Origin of the sequence: Collinsella sp. AF23-4AC, assembly GCF_003462685.1 — a bacterium.
In the GTDB taxonomy this organism is placed as follows: domain Bacteria; phylum Actinomycetota; class Coriobacteriia; order Coriobacteriales; family Coriobacteriaceae; genus Collinsella.
The window spans coordinates 38,261-57,364 of the sequence record NZ_QRVE01000001.1 but is presented as its reverse complement, the minus strand read 5'-3'; the positions used below and the strand labels follow the sequence as shown (position 1 = coordinate 57,364).

Below are 19,104 nucleotides of genomic sequence, written 5' to 3'. Positions count from 1 at the left end.
TTGCGCAAGGTTTTGGTCAGCTTTTGGTTTGACCGCGAAAACCGGTTTTGGGGCGTGGCTGTTGCGGAGCTCCTTTCCTGACACGATGGTGTTGGGAGGTTTTGCTATGGCGCAGCGTGAACAACATGAACGAGTCAAAAAGATGGACCGCTGGGCGGGCAAACTGCTCGGTCATAAGGCAGTGGTGATGGCGATACTGGTCGTCATTGCGATGGCGAGTGGACTGGCAATGGCGAACCTTGGCGGCAGTGCCGGCGGCGTGTCGTTTGAGTGCACTGATGGTTCGGGCTCGTTAGTGGAGCCGGGATCCGGCGATGCTTCGAGCGGAAAGACATCCGAAGGCTCTTCGCCTAAGGCGTCTGCTGCGGCAGAGGTCTATGTCGATGTTGATGGCGCCGTTGTGTCGCCCGGCGTATATCGTCTCAAGGACGGCGCGCGGGTGGCTCAGGCGATTGATGCCGCCGGCGGGCTGGCGCCCGAGGCAGACGTTACGGGGCTCAATCGGGCATCTAAGGTCACTGATGGACAAAAAATCCATGTTCCAACGGTAGGGGAGCAGCAGGCGTCCATTGCGGAAGCCGGTGTTGATGGTGGGGTTTCCGCATCATCGGGCGCGGGTGGCGCAACAGGCCTAGTAAACATCAATACGGCAAGCGCAGAAGAGCTGCAGACGCTTTCGGGCATCGGCCCCTCCATGGCCCAGTCGATTATCGATGAGCGGACAAAGAACGGTGCTTTTTCTTCGGTTGACGATCTGATGCGTGTGTCGGGAATCGGCGAGAAGAAGCTTGCCAAAATCAAAGATTGCATCTGCGTATGAGTACGACCGAGCGCGAGCACGTGATGCCTCCGCGGCCCCTGATGCCGTGGACGATGGCCCTGTGTGCCGGCATGTGCATGAGCTGCGTCTTGGTGCTCAACATGGTCGCTGATGCGCTGCTGAGGGAGCGGGCTCCGGCGGTCGGGCCGCTATGGGCCATTCCCGTTGCGGCGGCGGTATTCGTTGTGCTGGCTCAATCTTGTGCGCGGCTTGCCCCTTGGAAGCGGTGGCTGTATGCCGCGTCCGTCGGTCTCGTGGCGGGAGCGGTCGTCTCGGTGTGGTGGGCTGTGGGCACGCTGAGTGCCTCGAAGGCGCTCGATGGTCGAGCGGCAAGCAGCCTCGAGTTTGTCGTGCAGGGTGACCCATCCATAAACGACGACGTGTATTCCTATACCTGCGAGGCACGCGCGGACGGTAAGAACTTGGCAACGGTTCGCCTATCGTGTGATCGTGAGCTCAAGGTCGGGGCGCACGTGCGTGTTATCGGTCGCGTTTCACGTTTTGAGAACGATGCATATGGACGATCGCGCGTGCTCCGAGGCGAGGTGCGCAAGGTTAAAGCCGTTCGGATTGTGTCGGTCGATGAGGGTTCTCCGGGGCCGCTGCTTCGGCTGCGAAATGGGCTGCTTGCGTCCATCGCGCCTGCGACCGACCCGGCGCGTGCGCTCATAGCCGGTGTCGTCTGCGGTCGTTCGGCCGAGCTGCGCGTCCAGCCGGCGGGCGACTGGTTTTCGGTGACGGGAACGGCGCATCTTATCGCCGTCTCGGGCAGCCATTTGGCCATCGTGGGGTTTGTAATCGAGGGTGTATTGCAAAAGATTCGGTGCCCACGTTGCCTTCAGCGGGCGATATTGGCGATAACGCTTGTGGGTTACGCTGCCTTTACTGGCGCGTCTCCCTCGGCCGTGCGTGCGTGCTGTATGGTGTTCGCGACGCTTGTCGTAAACGGCGCGGGGCGTCGCCGGCACGGCCTTTCGGCACTCTTCGTAACCATGTCCATCTTTGTGCTACTGCGGCCGACGGTGCTGTTCGAGATGGGCTTTCAGCTTTCATGTGCCAGCGTCTTTGCCATTCTGTGCTTTTGCCCCTATGCGACCTACGCTTTGAGTGAGCTGGGTGTGCCATCGGGCGTTGCCAGCATGCTTTCCGTCACGCTGTGCTCGCAACTGGCGACACTTCCCATTACCATTCCTGCCTTCGGTACATTCTCGCTCATTGCTCCGTTGGCAAATGCGGTCATCGGTCCGGTTGTGAGCGTATTGCTCGCTGTGTCGATCGTGCTGGCTCCCTTTTCGCTCGTGGGACCGTTGCGGACTTGGGCTCTCGTTGTGCCCATGATTGCCGCCCGTTGCGCGCTGTTCTTCGAGCAGCTGTTTGCCGCCATGCCGGGTGCATCCGTGGGCGTGCCGCCCGATAGCATGTGGATTTACCTAGTGCCGTGTTTGCTGGCGGTTCTGCTGGTCTGGTGGCCGCGTCCCCGTGTACGTCCTATGGCGGTGGGGCTTGCATGCCTGGTGCTCTTGGCTGCGATTCCGTACGTCTATTGGGATCGATTTGCTCCGCCTTCGGTGACGGTGCTCGATGTGGGCCAGGCCGATGCGATTCTTATCCGCCAGGGCGGCGCAGTAGCGCTCGTCGACTGCGGGCTCGACGAGCGCGTGGTGGCGGCTTTGGTTCGCAATAACGTGCACCATATCGATGCCGTCTTTGTGACGCATTGGGATGAGGATCACTGGGGTGGTCTTCCCGATGTGCTCGAACAGTTTTCGGTTGGAACGATTGCCGTTGCGGCGGATGCGCTGGAGGATGCTCCTGCCGAGGTATTGAACCGACCTGGCGTGGAGTATCGGCAGGTGCGCCGTGGGGATACGGTCGATATCGGCTCATTTTGCGCCCGCGTGATGTGGCCATTCGAGTCCGTGGATGGCGAGGGAAATGAGGATTCGCTTGTCCTGCTGCTCTCTTATGTTCAGAAAGGCAAGGGCCTGCGTCTGCTCCTCACCGGTGATGCCGAGCTCGACCAAGAACGGGAATTCGTGCAGGAGGTGGGGGATATCGATGTCCTTAAACTTGGGCATCACGGCTCTAAGGCTTCAGTCGACGGTGAGTTACTGGACGTCCTGAAGCCCGAGCTTTCCCTCGCAAGCGCCGGTGAGGGGAATCGATACGGCCATCCGTCCGATGCCTGCATCGATGCCGTTAAGGAAGCGGGCGGCGTGTTCGCGTGCACTATCCAACACGGCGACATTACCGTCACGCCGACTGCGAATGGCTTTGCGATGCGATGCCAGCGATCGTGACGATCGTCGTTGGCGTGTGGTGGGCCCCTGGGCTAGAATGGCACGGAGCGAATACGAAGGCCTGCGGGAGGGGAGCGCAATGTCCGAAACCGGTCTGCTGCCGGCATATCTGATCGTCGGTACCGACGGCGTCAAGCGCGATCACGCCGTCTCGCGTATGAAAGCGCGTCTGGAAAAGTCGGGTATGGTCGAGTTCAACCTCGACGAGCGCGACATGACCAAGGACCCCGATATCGAGTCCATTATCGGATCGCTTAACACCTTTCCGATGGGCAGCGAGTTTCGCCTGGTAATCCTTGACGGCTGTTCAAAGCTCGCCAAGGCGGTCTCGGAGCCGCTCGTTGAGTATCTGGCAAGTCCCAGCCCCACAACGGTCTGTCTCATCATCGCCGACTCGCTTGCCAAGAACACGCGCCTGTATAAAGCGATCGCCAAGATCGACAAGAAGGCGGTGATCGATTGCTCCGGCACCAAGCGCTGGGAGCTCCCACGCCGCGTGCAGCAGATGGCGACGCAACACGGCAAGTCCATCTCGACGGCGGCCGCCGAGGAGCTCGTCTCGCGCTCGGGCGAGAACACCCGCATGCTCGATAACGACTTGGCCAAGCTTGCCCAGATGGTCGAGGCCCCCCAGATTGAGCTTGCCGATGTGGAACGCTGGATCGTCCGCACGGCCGAGGTTCAACCCTGGGACTTTCTCAATGCGGTCTCGGCCCGTGACATGCGACGCTCGCTCGAGCTCTTCAATCTACTGCCCGCCAAGAGTTACGTGTGGACCTACACATTGCTGTGCGGCCGCATCCGTGAGCTGATCGTCGCCAAGGCGCTTGACTCTCGTGGGCAGGGGCGTGAGCTCGCCGCGACGCTCAAGCTTCAGGCCTGGCAGGTCAAGAATCACCTTACCTGGGCACGTCGCTTTTCGATGGCAGAGCTCGTCGCAGCGCTCGAGGGTGCCGTTGATGTGGAGCTCGCGCTCAAGGGTTCGGCCGATTCTCAGACTGCGCTTTTGCTCTGGATTACGAACATCTTGAGAAAATCGTGATGATACCTGCCTATTTGACAAATTCGTTCTATCCCTTTGAGGGGGAGCGTGCTATAGTAGGCGCTTGCATGACCTCACCGTGTCTCAGAGGTGTCATACATTTTTTGCAAGGAACTCGAAAGGAACTCCAGAAGTGGCAAACATCAAGTCTCAGAAGAAGCGTATCCGCACCAATGAGGCAGCTCGCATGCGTAACAAGGCTGTCAAGTCCGAGCTCAAGACGCTGACCAAGCACGTCCAGTCCGCCGTCGCCGAGGGCGACGCCGAGAAGGCCCAGGCTGCCCTCAAGACCGTCACCAAGCGTCTCGACATGGCTGCCGCTAAGCATGTCATCCACAAGAACCAGGCTTCCAACCGCAAGTCCGGTCTTGCCAAGCTCGTGAACAGCATCAACGCCTAAGTTGTAAATTTCACACCACACAGATTACGCGCATAAATGGAGCCTGTTTTATGGAACAGGCTCCATTTTTTGTATCGCTCGGGTAAGATAGTCCGCATGAATACTTCAATTGACATTTCCCACATCCGTAACTTCTCGATTGTTGCGCACATCGACCATGGCAAGTCCACGATCAGTGACCGTATTCTCGAGCTCACCCATACCGTTGACGAGCGCGACATGGAGTCGCAGCTGCTCGACACTATGGATATCGAGCGCGAGCGCGGCATCACGATCAAGTCCAATGCCGTTCGCGTGTCCTATGACGCCGATGATGGCGAGACGTATCAGTTCAACCTGATCGATACGCCGGGCCACGTGGACTTTACCTATGAGGTCTCGCGTTCGCTGGCAGCTTGCGAGGGCGCGGTGCTCGTCGTGGACGCCACGCAGGGCGTCGAGGCGCAGACCGTTTCCAATGCGACGCTCGCCATGAACGCCAACTTGGACATTGTTCCGGCCATCAACAAGATCGACCTTCCTTCGGCGCATCCCGACGAGGTTAAGACCGAGATCGAAGACGATCTGGCCATTCCCGCCGACGATGCCGTGTGCGTGTCGGGCAAGACCGGCGAGGGCATCCACGATCTGCTGGAGTCCATTGTCTTTTTGATCTCGCCTCCCAAGGGCGATGCGAACGCGCCGCTCAAGGCGCTCATCCTGGATTCGTACTTCGACGAGTATCGCGGCGTCGTCGCCACGGTGCGCGTCTTTGACGGCTCCATCAAAAAGGGCGATACCCTGCGCATGATGCAGGCCGAGGGCGACTTTTTGGTCGACGGCGTGGGTGTCAAGCGTCCCGCCGAGACGCCAGTCGACGCGCTGACGGTCGGTGAGGTGGGCTATGTGGTCACGGGCCTGAAGGACCCCGAGGCCGTGCGCGTGGGCGACACCCTCACGTGGGCGTCGAATCCCTGTCCCGAGCCGCTTCCGGGCTATCGCGAGGCCAAGCCCATGGTCTACACGGGCCTGTTCCCGATCGATAACAAGGACTACGAGAACCTGCGTGACGCGCTCGATAAGCTGCACGTCAACGACCCGTCGTTGGTGTGGGAGCCCGAGACCTCGGTGGCGCTCGGCTTTGGCTTCCGCGTGGGCTTCCTGGGCCTGCTGCACATGGAAGTCGTTAAGGAACGCCTGGAGCGCGAGTTCAACTTGGACCTTATCGCCACGAGCCCCTCGGTGGACTATCACGTCTACAAGACTGACGGCGAGATGATCGATGTCCGCAGCCCGCAGGACCTTCCCGAGGCCACGCGCATCGAGCGTATCGAGGAACCCTACCTCAAGGCAAAGATCATCTGCCCGCCTGAGTACACGGGTGCCGTCATGCAGCTCGCCATCGAGCACCGCGGCGTCACAACCGACATGATCCACCTGACGAGCAAATCGGTCGAGATGCGCTTCGATATGCCGCTTGCCGAGCTCATCCTGGACTTCTTTGACCAGCTCAAGAGCCGCACCAAGGGCTATGCGTCGCTCGACTACGAGTTCAACGAATATCGTCCCTCCGAGCTCGTCAAGCTCGATATTTTGCTTTCGGGCGACGAGGTGGACGCGCTTTCGTTTATAGTCCATAAGGACAAGGCATATGGCCTGGCCCGTGGCCTGTGCGACAAGCTCAAGGAAATCATCCCGCGTCAGCTGTTCGAGGTTCCCATCCAGGGTGCTATCGGCAACAAGATCATCGCCCGTTCCACCGTCAAGGCGCGTCGCAAGGACGTTCTTGCTAAGTGCTACGGCGGCGATATCTCGCGTAAGCGCAAGCTGCTCGAGAAGCAGAAAGAGGGCAAGAAGCGTATGAAGGCCATCGGATCGGTCGAGGTCCCGCAGGAGGCCTTTATGGCGATCCTCAAGGTGGACGAGTAGGTCCATGGCGCTTTCTGATTACAGCAAGCGGCTGCTGGGCGCCTATGCCGAGCAGCCGTTCCTTATGGCTCCCATGGCGGGCGTTACCGACCCCGCCTATCGCATCATGTGTCGCCGCCGTGGTGCCAACCTTGCCTACAGCGAGATGGTGAGCGTGGCAGGCCTTGCCTATGCCAGCAACAAAACGTGGCGCCTGGTGCTGCCGGCCGACGAGGAGCAGCAGATTTGCGTGCAGCTCTTTGGCTCCAAGCCCGATCAGTTTGCGAGCGCCGTCGCCGCCGTCGAGGAGCGCGTTGGCGATCGCCTGTCGCTGATCGATATCAACATGGCCTGCCCGGCTCGCAAGGTTGTCACCAAGGGCGAGGGTTCGGCGCTCATGCGCACGCCCGACCTGGCGGAGAAGATCGTCGAGGCCACGGTGGGCGCGGCGCATGTGCCCGTGACCGTCAAGATCCGCAAGGGCTTTTATGCCGAGGACCGTAATGCCGCGACGTTTGCCCAGATGCTTGAGGGCGCAGGGGCTGCCGCAGTCGCCGTGCATGGTCGTTGCGCCACGCAGCTCTACACGGGCCAGGCTGATTGGTCGGTCGTCGATGAGGTCGCAGATGCCGTTGAGATTCCCGTGATCGGTTCGGGTGATGTGTTCACCGCCGAGGATGCCGCGGTGCATCTGCGAAACTCGGGTGCCAGCGCGGTGTTTATCGCGCGCGGCATCTACGGCAATCCGTGGGTGTTCGGTGATGCTCGCGCCCTTGCGCTCGATGGCACGCCGGTTCCTTCTCGCTCCTCGGTCGAGCGCCTGGAGGCTCTGCGTGAGCACCTGACGTTGACGCACGAGCTTCTGCCGCTTATGTCGCGCGCCCGTACGTACGCGAGCTGGTATCTAAAGGGCATGCCCCATGCCGCCGCCTGGCGCGCTCAGGTGGTGCGCTGCTCCACGTACGAGGAGTTTATGGCACTGGTCGATGATATCGAGCGCGATGTGGTGGCCTGCGAGGCTGCCCTTGCCGCCGGCGAATCGGTGCCCCCTCATCCGCTGGAGGCTTAAGGGTGGCCGTTACCGCGCTGTACGTGCACGTGCCGTTTTGCGCCCAAAAGTGCCGGTACTGCGACTTTGACTCGCGCAGTTTTTCTCCGTGCGACCTGAGTGCTGCGCTCGATGTCTATTTTGAGCAGTTGTTCGCGCGCCTCGATGCTTTTGGCAAGGCTGGGGCCCTTGACCATATCCGCACCGTCTATGTTGGCGGCGGTACGCCGTCGCTGGCGGGGGAGCGCCTGGTGGAGCTGGCGCGGCGTATTCGTGCGTGGTGCGCCCCCGTTGAGTTTACCTGCGAGGCCAATCCCGAGTCGCTGACCGCCGAGCTTGCCACTGCGCTTGCCAAGGTTGGTGTCACACGCGTCTCTCTGGGCGTGCAAACGCTCGATAACACCGAACTTACCGCCATCGGCCGTATTCACGATGCCGATCGGGCGTTTGCCGCCATCGCGACGGTCAAGAACGCTGGGCTTGACGTGTCGTGCGACCTTATGTGCGGACTTCCCGGGCAGACCGCAGCGAGTTGGAAGCGCACGCTCGATGGCGTGCTGGCGGCGGCTCCGCATCATGTGTCGGTCTACCCGCTCACGCTTGAGGAGGGGACCCCCCTTTATCGCATGGCGTGCCGCGACGAGTCGGTCGAGCCCGACGAGGATTTTCAAGCTTCGTGCATGGATGTGGCGCGTGAGCGTCTGGGTGCGGCCGGCTATCACCCGTATGAGGTGGCAAGCTATGCGCTCGACGGCCATGAGTGCGCCCATAACATTGCCTACTGGACCGGACGGGGTTACCTGGGCCTTGGTCGCTCTGCCGCGGGCATGCTCGACGCCGAGGATTTCGACCGTCTTGCAGGGTTGTTCCCCGGTGTTTCTTCTCGAGGCGATGCGTACCGCGTGCGTCTGGTGCAACGTGACGATGACGCGACGGCGTTCGAGACTGAATATCTGTCGCAGCGTGAGGCTGCGGCTGAAGACCTGATGCTCGCTTGTCGCATGACGCGCGGTATTGCGTCCGATCTGTTGGTTCGTGCAGCTTGCGTCATCCCAACGGGCGAGCTGGCAGCTGCCTGCGATCGCGCGCTCGAATTGGGTCTTGCCACTTGGGTGCCCGAGACGCTCGGAGTCCATGAGGGACCCTTCACTTCGGCAGACGTCCTCGCGGGCCATGTCCGAGCTCGTCTGGCGCCGACACACCTGGGCTGGCTCGATGGAAATGTTCTGTTCGAGCTGTTTTGGGATCTAGCTTAGGCCGCTCGGGTAGAATTACCGGAATATATACGCTGCTGTGAGCAGGAGGTTGCCACGCATGGCGACGATGAACGAAAAAGATTACTACGAGATTTTGGGTGTCTCTAAGGACGCCACCTCGCGTGATATTCAAAAGGCCTTCCAGCAAAAGGCCCGCAAGCTCCATCCGGACGTCAACAAAGAGCCGGATGCCGAGGAAAAGTTTAAAGAGGTTTCCGAGGCCTACGCCGTGCTTTCGGACGAGCAGAAGCGTTCGCGCTACGACGCCATGCGTTCGGGCAACCCCTTCGCCGGCGCTCCTACGGCTTCGCCCTATGGCGGCGGCTACGCCGGCAGCGCGGGCTATGGCAATCCCTTTGAGGGCGGTTTTCCCTTTGGTGGCGCCTGGGGCCAGCCGCGTCGCGGGCAGGCTGCCTACAATCCCGAGAACGGCGCCAACGTGGTCGTTGATATCAAACTCGACGCCAAGGAGGCCAAGGGCGGTGCCCGCAAGACCGTCCGCTACACGCGCTTCGATACCTGTAACAACTGCGGCGGTTCGGGCTCCGTTTCGTCTGAGCATGCCCATACCTGCCCGAGCTGCGGTGGCCGCGGCCACATCGACGTCGACCTGTCCTTCCTGTTTGGTGCGGGTACGTTCCAGTCGGTCTGCCCCGAGTGCGGCGGTTCCGGTAAGGTCGTGGCCGACCCCTGCCCTGATTGCGGCGGCAGCGGTCGTACTCGCGTAACCTCCGAGCAGACGATTGAGTTTCCTGCCGGCACGCACGATGGCGACGAGGTCCGCATTGGCGGCATGGGTCATGCTGGCACCAACGGTGCCGCGGGCGGCGATCTGGTCGGCCGCGCCCATGTTGAGGCCGAGCGCTTGGAAGGCAAAGCTCGTACCGGTTTTTACCTGATGGGCATCGTGGCGCCGTTTTTGGTACTCTCGGCCATCTCGGGCGTGTTCTCGGCCTTTGCCATGATGTGCTTTATTCCGTTTGCCATGGGCCTGTTCATGGTGCTTTCGGACGGCGTGCTTCATCGCAGCCTGCTGTGGTGGAAGCGCGGTGCGATGCAGTTTGCCAACGGTTTTGCCAACGGCTTCATGTTCGCGCTCGTGTCGGTTTGGTTCGCGAGCTGTTCGCAACGGGCCATGCTTTCGCCGTACCAAATGCAATAACATCAAACCCTCTGTTTGCGGTCGGCCCTGCTTGGGTATAGGACGCACTGTGACAATAATGAAAGTCGGAAGGATTCGGTCGTGTCGGAAAATAGGGATTACTACGAGGTACTTGGCGTCGATAAGGATGCCGACGCGCGGACCATTAAGCGCGCGTTTCTAAAGAAAGCCCGTACGGTACACCCGGATGTTTCGGACGACCCCGAGGCCGAGGCCAAGTTCAAGGAGCTTAACGAGGCCTATTCTGTCCTTTCCGATGAGCACAAGCGTGCTAACTACGACCGTTACGGCACCGCGGACGGCCCCGGTGGCTCTGGTTATGTCGACATCAACGATATCTTTGGTGGCATGGGCATGGACGACCTGTTCTCGTCGTTTTTTGGCGGCGGTGCCGGTGGTGGCGCCCGCAGCCGTCGTGAGCGTCGTCGCGGACGTGACATGGCCATCTCGCTTTCGGTGACGCTCGAGGAGGCGGCGCTCGGCTGCAAAAAGACGATCAGCTATGATCGCCTTGCTCCCTGTGAGGACTGCAACGGTACCGGTAGGGCCGAGGGTGCACAGGAAAAGCAATGCAGTCGCTGCCACGGTACGGGCTACGTCACGACGGTTCAGCGATCGTTTTTGGGCCAGGTTCAGTCTTCCTCGCCTTGCCCCGACTGCCATGGCGAGGGCACGGTTATCGACCATCCCTGCGAGACCTGCGACGGTCAGGGCCGCACGCCTTCGCACGAAAAGATCGACATCGATATTCCCGCCGGCGTTTCGACCGGTCGCCAGCTGCGTGTGAGCGGCTTTGGCGAGGCCGGCCTTCGCGGCGAGCCTTCGGGCGACCTGATTGTCAACGTGCGCGTTGCCGACCATGAGCGCTTTAAGCGCAACAGTGACGACCTGTACCTGGTGAGCGATATCTCGATTGCGCAGGCTGCGCTCGGCTGCGAGATCGAGGTCGAGGGCATTATGCCCGACGAGGTCGTTAAGGTGACGGTTCCCGCCGGCGCCCAGTACGGCGACACCGTGAGCGTCAACAATTACGGCATGCCGCGTATCGGCGGTGGCGGTTCGCGCGGTCGTCTGATCGTGCAGCTGCGCGTGGTCGTCCCCACCAATCTCTCCAACAAGCAGCGCGAGCTGCTTCGCGCCTTTGCCGACGAGATGGGCGATGACGTCGCATCCGGTAAGAAGTCGGTGACCGACCGTATCAAGAGTGCCCTCGACGACATCCTCGATTAAGGAGCCCGCGTGCTCGCACCTCATATCTCTGTTGTCAACCTCGGTTGTCGTGTCAACCGGGTTGAGTCCGACCGTATCACTGCCGATCTTATGCGCCTGGGCTTCGCCATGGTGGAGCCCCAGGATGCCGATCTGATCGTCATTAACACCTGTGCCGTTACGGGCGAGGCCGAGGCCAAGACCCGTAAGGCCGTCCGTCATGCGCTGGCCCATCCAAACGAGCCCTATGTGGTCGTGACCGGATGCGTGGTCAATTTGCATCCCGAGGAGCTGTTGGAGCTTTCGGATCGCGTGATTGCCGAGCCGTCTAAGATCGATGTCGTCGAACGTGTCTGCGAGGTGCTGGGCGTTGAGTCCGATAGCGTTCCCGCCTGCAGCGATGGTGACGTGGTCGATGCGCTCGGTCGTTCGCGGCTGGGCGTGAAGATCCAGGATGGCTGCAACCATCGCTGCACCTATTGCATCGTGTGGAAGGCCCGCGGCCCCGAGCGTTCCGTGCCCGTCGAGTCCGTTCTCGAACAGGTGCGCGAAGCCCAGGAGGCCGGCGTGCCCGAGGTGGTGCTGACCGGTGTGAACCTGGGTGCCTACGATGGCAAGAGCGCGACCGACGAGCATGTCGAAATCGATGAGCTGCTCGAGGCCATCATGGAGCGCACGACTATTGCGCATGTGCGCATTTCCTCGGTCGAACCCATGGATATCTCTGAGCGCCTGCTTAAGGTTATGGCGCGCTATCCGCAGCGTATCGCCCCGTTTTTGCACCTGCCCGTGCAGTCCGGCTGTACGGCGACCTTGCATCGCATGGGTCGTCCCTATAGTGCGGAGGCCTTTGAGGACACGGTGCGTATGATTCGCGCCAACTTGCCCCAGGCGTCTCTTTCGTGCGATGTCATCGTCGGTTTTCCTGGTGAGACGGACGAGGAGTTCGAGGAGTCGCTGGCGCTGTGCCGCCGTGTGGGTTTCTCGCGTATGCACGTGTTCCGCTACAGCAAACGTCCCGGTACCCTTGCTGCCGACATGCCCGACCAGGTGCCGCCCGAGGTTATGGCCGAGCGCAGCCGCCGTATGCGAGACGCGGCGCAGGAGCTCGCTATTGCCGATGCTCGTCGTCGCGTGGGCACTGTCGAGCGTGCCGTGCTTGAGTACGATGACAATTTAACGCTCGGTTCGTTCCATCATGCCCGTCTTGACGATACCTGTGGACTTACAGCCCCGTGCCTGCTCGATGTTGCTATCATCGGAGTCGATGATTCCGGCTTGGTCCATGCGCGCAGGGAGGTCCATGGAAGCCTCGAAGATTAGACTTACCGTTCCCGAGGGAATTGATCCCTCGCGCGTTTTGGGCGCCGGCGACGGCGTCCTTCGTGCGCTCGAGAGTTTGGTTCGCGCCCATGTGGTCGCCCGTGGCGATAGCTTCGCCGTGAGCGGTGACCCGGACGAGGTCGAACTCGTGGCGCGTTTTTTCGAACATACTTTCCGTGAGGCGGCCGCCGGGCGCACGCTGTCTGCCGACGATGTCTCTCGCTGCCTGGCCGTCTTGCGCGACGGCGAGCATGAGGCCACATCGCTTCGCGATGACGTGCTGCTTTCATACCGCGGTCATGCCATTCGTCCCAAGACGCTTGGGCAAAAGCGCTATGTGGATGCCATTCGCTCGCATACCATCACCTTTGGCTTGGGTCCTGCCGGTACCGGTAAGACCTATCTGGCCATGGCGCTCGCCGTTGCCGCGCTCAAGCGCCACGAGGTGGGCCGTCTGATCTTGACGCGTCCGGTTGTCGAGGCGGGGGAGAACCTGGGCTTTTTGCCTGGCACCCTCGAGGAAAAGATCGATCCGTACATGCGTCCGCTTTACGACGCCCTTTTTGACATGATGGATCGCGAGCGAACCGATGAGCTTATGGAGCGCGGCGTGATCGAGATCGCCCCGCTTGCCTATATGCGCGGTCGTACGCTGAGCGATGCTTTCGTGGTGCTCGACGAGGCGCAAAATACCACGCCCGAGCAGATGAAGATGTTCCTGACACGCCTTGGATTCAACTCCAAGTTCGTGATTACCGGCGACCTCAGCCAGCGCGACCTGGTGGGTCGTCGTGGTGGCTTGGCGGATGTCGAGAAGATTTTGGGCCGTGTCGACGATGTGGCGTTTGCACACCTGGAGCGCGCCGATGTGGTGCGCCATGCCCTGGTGGGTCGTATCGTCGAGGCATACGATGCTTATGATGACGTGCGTGAGCAGCGCTCGCGCGACCGAAAGGAGTCCCGTTGAGTGTATTGATCAGCAACGATGCCGAGCTCGATACGCTGCTCGACGCGCAGGAGGTGGAGCACATCTGCGAGGTTGTGCTTGCCGCCGAGGGTGTTGAGCGTGAAGTCGAGATTTCCCTTTCGTATGTCGACGAGGACGAGATGCACGAGCTCAACCACGAGTGGCGTGGCATCGACCGCACCACCGATGTGCTCTCGTTTGAATGTGACTCGGCCTTTGACGAGGATATTCCCGCTGACGAGACGCTCGAGCTCGGCGATATCATCTTTGCCCCGCAGGTCATTGCCCGTCAGGCCCCCGGCTTTGGTAATAGCCCTGCTGACGAGTGCCGCCTGATGCTCGTACACGGCATGCTGCACCTGCTGGGGTATGACCATATCGAGGACGACGAGGCCGAGGTCATGGAGGCCCGCGAGGACGCTATCCTGCGCGATCTGGCGCTCGAGCGCGGCGAGGACCCCAAACTCGTTCACGTCGGCCCCATCACCAATCATGCCCACGACTAGGAGCCGTTTATGATTCCCGGATCGAACAAGGACCATCCGTCCTTTTTAAAGTCGTTCTCCTACGCCATGGAGGGCTTCGTCACCGCCGTCAAGACCGAGCGCAACATTAAGGTCATGCTCGTGGCAGGCGTGTGCACCGTCATTGCCGGCTGCATTGTGGGGCTCGACATTGCCGAGTGGGCCACGATTATCATCTGCTGCGGCCTGGTGATTCACGGCGAGCTGTGCAATACCGCCATGGAGGCCATCGTCGATCTGGCGACCCAGGAGCTCCATCCGCTGGCAAAACGCGCCAAGGACATCGCCGCCGCCTCGGTATACGTACTTTCAATCACCGCCGCGATTGTGGGCTTGCTGGTATTTGCCCACGCGCTCGGCTTTATTTAGAAAGGGATTCCCATGTCCGACAATATGCAGCCTACCGATGAGATTTTGGACGAAGAGTCCCTGGATGCTAAGGCGACCGAGGATTGCGATGAGGTCGAGGAGTTCGACCCGTTTGAGGGCATGAGCGACGAGGAGCTCGACGCCCTGTGCGACGAGGACGACAACCTCGCGGGCTTTGGCGACGTTGAGCCTGGTTTCCGCAGCGGCTTTGTGGCCCTGGTCGGCCGCCCCAACGCCGGCAAGTCCACGCTGCTCAACGCCTGCTATGGCAAAAAGGTCGCCATCACCTCGCCGGTGGCCCAGACGACCCGCCGCCGCATGCGCGCCGTCGTCAACCGCCCCGGCTACCAGCTGGTCTTTGTCGATACCCCGGGTATCCACAAGCCCAAGGACGGCCTGGGCTCCGAGCTCAACAAGAGCGCGCTGTTCGAGCTGAACGATGTCGATGTTGTCGCGTTTTTGATTGATGCCACCAAACCGATCGGCAGGGGAGACGCCTGGGTTGCCGAGCGTGTCAAGAATGCCCGTTCCAAGAAGGTCCTGGTGCTCACCAAGGCCGATGAAGCCGACCCCGCACAGGTCATGGAGCAGCTTAAGGCCGCCCACGAGCTTATGGAATATGACGACGAGATCGTGACGTCGTCGGTCAAGAACTTTAACGTCGATGCCTTCATCGAGACCGTTGCGCACTTTTTGCCCGAGGGTCCGCGTTGGTTCCCCGAGGACATGGGTACCGACGCTTCCGATGAGACGCTCGTTGCCGAGTTTGTGCGCGAGAAGGTCTTGCGCCGCACCCGTGATGAGATCCCGCACTCCGTGGGCGTGATTTGCGATGCGCTTGAGCAGACCAAGAAGGTGCTGCGCGTGCACGCCACCATTTACGTCGAGCGCGAGGGCCAAAAGGGCATCATCATCGGCAAGGGCGGCGAGATGATCAAACATATCGGCATCGACGCCCGTCGCGACCTTGAGCGCATCTTTGGCACCCAGGTCTTTTTGGAGATGGACGTGAAGGTCAAGGCCGGCTGGCGTGACGACGAGGCCCAGATTCGCCGCTTTGGCTATAACGCCGAGGACTAAGGGCGCGCGGCGCGCATGGCAGGCTCCCGGACATATCGCATGAAGGTGCTCGTCCTCGATAAGACCAAGCTCAAAGAGACCGACCTGATTCTGACGATGCTTGACGAGCGGGGTCGGCAGGTTCGTGCCGTGGCAAAGGGCGCGCGCAAACCCGGCGGGCGCTTGGCGGCGCGCTGCGAGCTGTTCTGCACCGTCGATATGCTGCTCGCGCATGGTCGGTCGCTCGACGTGGTTTCTCAGGCCGAGCTCATGGAGGCGCCGCTCGGCGCCTCGCCCGATTACGAGACGACTTGCGCCGCAAGCGCGATTGCCGAGGTGGCGCGCGTGTGCTCGTTCGAGGACGCCGAGGACCCGTTTACCTTTGCCATCACGCAGCGAGCGCTTGCCTTGGTGGGCGGCGGGCTCGACGCGGCGCATATGGATCTACTTGTGGCGGCATATGTCTTTAAGCTGCTGTCCCACGTTGGCTACCGACCCGATTTTTCGGCCTGCGTGCTGTGCGGAGACCCCATGTTGTCGTATTTTTCGCCCCAGGCGGGCGGTCTCATGTGCGGGTCGTGCGCGTCGAGCGTTCCGGGTGCCGAGCTGGTGTCGACCGGTGAGGTCGCATGGCTGCGCGCCCTCATGTCCATGACGTTCGATGCACTCATGGCCGAGAGGGTCGACCCCCATACCGCTGCCTTTTTGCTGGGGCTTTCGCACGTGTGGGCTGCGACGCACACAGATCAACGTCTCCGTGCGATGGAATTCATGTTGGGTCGGTGATGATGCGCAGGCGCGGGCTGCTTGTGGTAACATACCGACCTGTTGGTACCTCGACCTTGGATGCTCGCTCCACCGGCGGCTTCCCAGTCCGAGGCGAATAGCGTCGCCCGCGGGCGACAAGAAACGAAAGGTGAAACAATGACTGTTTCCAAAGAGCGCAAGGCAGAGCTGACTGCTCAGTTCGGTAACACCCCGGTCGACACCGGCAACCCCAAGGTTCAGGTCGCCATCCTGACCGAGCGCATCAAGGAGCTGACCGAGCACATGAAGTCCCACCAGAAGGACTTCCACACCCGTCGTGGCCTGCTCATGCTCGTCGGCCGTCGTCGTCGTCTTCTCTCCTACATCAAGAAGAACGACATCGTCGAGTATCGTGAGCTCATCAAGGCTCTGGGCATCCGCGACAACATCCAGTAAGGATTTGTACATGCTAAGAGCGTCCTGCGCAGCGGGGCGCTCTTTTTGTGTAAGGGCGCGAACAATCACGCTCTGAAGCGTGGCGGGGGCAGGGGGCCCGCGTCACATGAGAAGCCTGCAGGCAAGGGGCCTGTGGGGTAAAGGAGAACAATGACACTCGTATCCAAGACCTTTGAGCTGTACGGCAAGACCTACACCTTTGAGTCGGGCGAGCTTGCCAAGCAGGCCACCGGCGCCTGCCTGGTCAAGCAGGGCGACACCACGATGCTCGACACCGTGGTCGTCTCCAAGGAGCGCAAGAACTACGACTTTTTCCCGCTGACCGTCGACTTCAACGAGAAGATGTACGCAGCCGGCCGCATCCCGGGTGGTTACCTCAAGCGTGAGGGCCGTCCCAGCGAGAAGGCCACGCTCACCGCGCGCATGATCGACCGTCCGATTCGCCCGAGCTTCCCGGACGGCTTCCGCAACGAGGTACACATCGTCGCTACCTCGCTCGTCGCCGACCAGGTCAACCCCTTCGATGTCATCAACGTCATGGGTGCTTCCCTGGCCATGACGCTCGGCGGCGTGCCCTTCGAGGGCCCGCTTGCCTGCGTGCGTATCGGCCGTAACGTGGAGACCGGCGAGTTTATCGTCAACCCCACCTACGAGGAGCGCGAGAACTCCGATCTGGACCTGGAGCTGGGCGGCTCTGCCGACTTCATCTCGATGGTCGAGGCCGGCGCCGAGGAGATCTCCGAGGACGACATGCTCGCCGCCATGAAGTTTGGCCAGGAGGCCCTTGCTGCCTTCTGCCAGGCTCAGGATGAGTTCGTCGCCGAGTGGGAGCAGGTCAACGGCGCTATCGTCAAGAAGGAGTACCCGCTCGACCAGCCCGTCGAGGAGGTCCAGGAGCGCATCTTCGCCCACTACGACGAGATGGCAGCCGCCCTTCGCGACGCCGACAAGCTCTCCCGTATCGGCAAGGTCGAGGCTCTGAAGGAGTCCATCCGTGCCGAGTTCACCGAGGAGGAGCAGTCCGCTTGGGAGCGCGAGATTCCCGTGGCGCTCAAGAAGCTCGAGAAGAAGGCCATGCGCACCATGGTCGTCGAGACCGGCGAGCGCGTCGACGGCCGTGCCGCCGATGAGATTCGCCCCATCATGGTGAAGGATAACTACCTGCCGCTCGTTCACGGCTCCGGTTTGTTCCAGCGTGGCCAGACCCAGGTGCTTTCCGTCCTGTCGCTCGGTATGCTCAACGAGGGCCAGCGTCTGGATACCATCGAGCCCACCGAGGGCAAGCGCTACATGCACCACTACAACTTCCCGCCGTTTTGCACCGGCGAGACCGGCCGCATGGGCAGCCCCAAGCGCCGCGAGATCGGCCACGGCAACCTGGCCGAGCGCGCTCTGCTTCCGGTGCTCCCCGACGAGAACGAGTTCCCCTACGCCATCCGCGTCGTCTCCGAGGTCATGGAGTCCAACGGCTCCTCTTCGATGGCTTCGACCTGCGGCTCCACGCTCGCCCTTATGGACGGCGGCGTGCCCATTAAGCGCCCGGTCTCCGGTATCGCCATGGGCCTGATCCAGGAGGAGGGCAAGACCGTGGTCCTGTCCGACATCCAGGGTCTCGAGGACTTCCTGGGCGACATGGACTTTAAGGTCACCGGCACCACCGAGGGCATCACCGCCCTGCAGATGGACAACAAGGCCACCGGCCTCACCTTCGACATCCTGGCCCGCGCTCTGCAGCAGGCCAAGGAGGGTCGCGCCTTCATCCTGCAGAAGATGCTCGATGTGATCCCCGAGCCGCGCCACACCACGCGCAGCACTGCTCCGCGCATCGTTTCCATCCAGGTTCCGACCGACAAGATCCGCGACGTCATCGGTTCCGGCGGTAAGGTCATCCGCGGTATCCAGGACGAGACCGGCGCCTCGGTCGACATCCAGGAGGACGGCACCGTCTTTGTCGGCGGCACCGGCGAGTCCGTCGACCAGGCCGTCGAGCGTATCAAGCTCATCATCAAGGTTCCCGAGCCGGGCGAGGAGTACACCGGTCGCGTGGTCTCCATCCAGCCCTTCGGCGCCTTCGTCAACCTGCTGCCCGGTAAGGACGGCCTGCTGCACATCTCCCGCGTCGCCAAGGGCCGCGTGGAGAAGGTCGAGGACGTCCTCAACGTGGGCGACGAGGTCAAGGTCGTCGTCATCGAGGTCGACGATCGCGGCAAAATCTCGCTCGATCGTCTTGATAAGCCCGAGGCCCCGGCTCGCGCCGAGGGTGCCTCCGAGGGCGACGGCGAGCACTTCCAGCGTCGTGAGCGTCCGCGTCGCGAGCGCTCCGAGCGCAGCGACCGTCCGCGCCGTCCCGGCGACAACGGAGGCCGAAAGCCTCGCCGTCACCACGACGCCGAGTAACAGCCGTACATAAGCAGCTCAACAAGGGCGACTCCTAAGGGGGTCGCCCTTTTGCTCGTGCCCGGGAGGGCCGCATATGAAGTTTCCTGCTCTACAGTCCTGCGCAAGACGGAAAGCACATTAAGTGCTTTCCTTTGC

The 19,104-nt window shown here is 61.5% G+C and carries 17 protein-coding genes; all 17 read left to right on the top strand.

Going from position 1 to position 19,104, the window contains the following annotated elements; genetic code table 11:
• Window positions 1-106: 106 nt before the first annotated feature.
• The 17 genes from DWY05_RS00275 to DWY05_RS00195 all read left to right on the top strand — a co-directional run bounded on the left by DWY05_RS00275 (window position 107) and on the right by DWY05_RS00195 (window position 18,966).
• A complete protein-coding gene (locus DWY05_RS00275) occupies window positions 107-820 on the top strand; it encodes a ComEA family DNA-binding protein (RefSeq protein WP_117820578.1) in 714 nt (237 codons plus the stop codon).
• Window positions 817-3,120, top strand: coding sequence for a DNA internalization-related competence protein ComEC/Rec2 (locus tag DWY05_RS00270; RefSeq protein ID WP_117837149.1), 2,304 nt, complete (start codon window positions 817-819; stop codon window positions 3,118-3,120). The genes DWY05_RS00275 and DWY05_RS00270 overlap by 4 nt, the downstream gene beginning before the upstream one ends.
• 79 nt (window positions 3,121-3,199) lie before the next feature.
• Complete coding sequence (gene holA / locus DWY05_RS00265; protein WP_117837148.1) at window positions 3,200-4,162, top strand: DNA polymerase III subunit delta; 963 nt, start codon at window positions 3,200-3,202, stop codon at window positions 4,160-4,162.
• 133 nt (window positions 4,163-4,295) lie between these two features.
• Window positions 4,296-4,562, top strand: coding sequence for a 30S ribosomal protein S20 (rpsT, locus tag DWY05_RS00260; RefSeq protein WP_022094714.1), 267 nt, complete (start codon window positions 4,296-4,298; stop codon window positions 4,560-4,562).
• A gap of 96 nt (window positions 4,563-4,658) precedes the next feature.
• Complete coding sequence (gene lepA / locus DWY05_RS00255) at window positions 4,659-6,470, top strand: translation elongation factor 4 (protein ID WP_117735177.1); 1,812 nt, start codon at window positions 4,659-4,661, stop codon at window positions 6,468-6,470.
• Window positions 6,471-6,474: 4 nt separating this feature from the next.
• The gene (dusB, locus tag DWY05_RS00250) at window positions 6,475-7,518 is read left to right on the top strand and encodes a tRNA dihydrouridine synthase DusB (RefSeq protein WP_117837147.1); all 1,044 of its coding nucleotides are present in this window, start codon (window positions 6,475-6,477) and stop codon (window positions 7,516-7,518) included.
• A 2-nt stretch (window positions 7,519-7,520) separates the two neighbouring features.
• A complete protein-coding gene (gene hemW, locus DWY05_RS00245; RefSeq protein WP_117837146.1) occupies window positions 7,521-8,753 on the top strand; it encodes a radical SAM family heme chaperone HemW in 1,233 nt (410 codons plus the stop codon).
• A gap of 58 nt (window positions 8,754-8,811) precedes the next feature.
• Window positions 8,812-9,915, top strand: a complete 1,104-nt coding sequence (locus DWY05_RS00240) for a DnaJ domain-containing protein (protein WP_197032772.1) — start codon at window positions 8,812-8,814, stop codon at window positions 9,913-9,915.
• Window positions 9,916-9,996: 81 nt separating this feature from the next.
• Window positions 9,997-11,145 carry a molecular chaperone DnaJ gene (gene dnaJ / locus DWY05_RS00235; RefSeq protein ID WP_117837145.1) on the top strand — a complete coding sequence of 383 codons (1,149 nt, stop codon included), beginning with the start codon at window positions 9,997-9,999 and terminating at the stop codon, window positions 11,143-11,145.
• Window positions 11,146-11,154: 9 nt separating this feature from the next.
• The gene (locus DWY05_RS00230) at window positions 11,155-12,447 is read left to right on the top strand and encodes a MiaB/RimO family radical SAM methylthiotransferase (RefSeq protein ID WP_117820585.1); all 1,293 of its coding nucleotides are present in this window, start codon (window positions 11,155-11,157) and stop codon (window positions 12,445-12,447) included.
• The gene (locus DWY05_RS00225) at window positions 12,428-13,414 is read left to right on the top strand and encodes a PhoH family protein (RefSeq protein WP_117820586.1); all 987 of its coding nucleotides are present in this window, start codon (window positions 12,428-12,430) and stop codon (window positions 13,412-13,414) included. Before DWY05_RS00230 ends, DWY05_RS00225 begins: the two co-directional genes overlap by 20 nt.
• Entirely contained in the window at window positions 13,411-13,920 is a 510-nt protein-coding gene (gene ybeY / locus DWY05_RS00220) for an rRNA maturation RNase YbeY (RefSeq protein ID WP_117820587.1), read from the top strand. Before DWY05_RS00225 ends, ybeY begins: the two co-directional genes overlap by 4 nt.
• A 9-nt stretch (window positions 13,921-13,929) precedes the next feature.
• Entirely contained in the window at window positions 13,930-14,307 is a 378-nt protein-coding gene (locus DWY05_RS00215) for a diacylglycerol kinase family protein (protein ID WP_099431794.1), read from the top strand.
• Between the two features lie 12 nt (window positions 14,308-14,319).
• Window positions 14,320-15,387: a GTPase Era gene (gene era / locus DWY05_RS00210; RefSeq protein WP_199409549.1), complete on the top strand. Its 1,068-nt coding sequence runs from the start codon at window positions 14,320-14,322 to the stop codon at window positions 15,385-15,387.
• Between the two features lie 15 nt (window positions 15,388-15,402).
• Entirely contained in the window at window positions 15,403-16,152 is a 750-nt protein-coding gene (gene recO / locus DWY05_RS00205) for a DNA repair protein RecO (protein WP_117820588.1), read from the top strand.
• A gap of 138 nt (window positions 16,153-16,290) precedes the next feature.
• Complete coding sequence (gene rpsO / locus DWY05_RS00200; protein ID WP_099431792.1) at window positions 16,291-16,569, top strand: 30S ribosomal protein S15; 279 nt, start codon at window positions 16,291-16,293, stop codon at window positions 16,567-16,569.
• 150 nt (window positions 16,570-16,719) lie between these two features.
• On the top strand, window positions 16,720-18,966 hold the full coding sequence (locus tag DWY05_RS00195; protein ID WP_099431791.1) for a polyribonucleotide nucleotidyltransferase: 2,247 nt from the start codon (window positions 16,720-16,722) through the stop codon (window positions 18,964-18,966).
• Window positions 18,967-19,104: the final 138 nt, after the last annotated feature.

Excerpts from the sequence above, each read along its gene's own strand:
- DWY05_RS00195 (WP_099431791.1), top strand. The coding sequence starts at position 16,720 with ATGACACTCGTATCCAAGACCTTTGAGCTGTACGGCAAGACCTACACC.
- DWY05_RS00215 (WP_099431794.1), top strand. The coding sequence starts at position 13,930 with ATGATTCCCGGATCGAACAAGGACCATCCGTCCTTTTTAAAGTCGTTC.
- dusB (WP_117837147.1), top strand. The coding sequence starts at position 6,475 with ATGGCGCTTTCTGATTACAGCAAGCGGCTGCTGGGCGCCTATGCCGAG.
- DWY05_RS00275 (WP_117820578.1), top strand. The coding sequence starts at position 107 with ATGGCGCAGCGTGAACAACATGAACGAGTCAAAAAGATGGACCGCTGG.
- DWY05_RS00225 (WP_117820586.1), top strand. The coding sequence starts at position 12,428 with ATGGAAGCCTCGAAGATTAGACTTACCGTTCCCGAGGGAATTGATCCC.
- recO (WP_117820588.1), top strand. The coding sequence starts at position 15,403 with ATGGCAGGCTCCCGGACATATCGCATGAAGGTGCTCGTCCTCGATAAG.
- lepA (WP_117735177.1), top strand. The coding sequence starts at position 4,659 with ATGAATACTTCAATTGACATTTCCCACATCCGTAACTTCTCGATTGTT.
- DWY05_RS00240 (WP_197032772.1), top strand. The coding sequence starts at position 8,812 with ATGGCGACGATGAACGAAAAAGATTACTACGAGATTTTGGGTGTCTCT.
- holA (WP_117837148.1), top strand. The coding sequence starts at position 3,200 with ATGTCCGAAACCGGTCTGCTGCCGGCATATCTGATCGTCGGTACCGAC.
- DWY05_RS00270 (WP_117837149.1), top strand. The coding sequence starts at position 817 with ATGAGTACGACCGAGCGCGAGCACGTGATGCCTCCGCGGCCCCTGATG.
- era (WP_199409549.1), top strand. The coding sequence starts at position 14,320 with ATGTCCGACAATATGCAGCCTACCGATGAGATTTTGGACGAAGAGTCC.
- rpsO (WP_099431792.1), top strand. The coding sequence starts at position 16,291 with ATGACTGTTTCCAAAGAGCGCAAGGCAGAGCTGACTGCTCAGTTCGGT.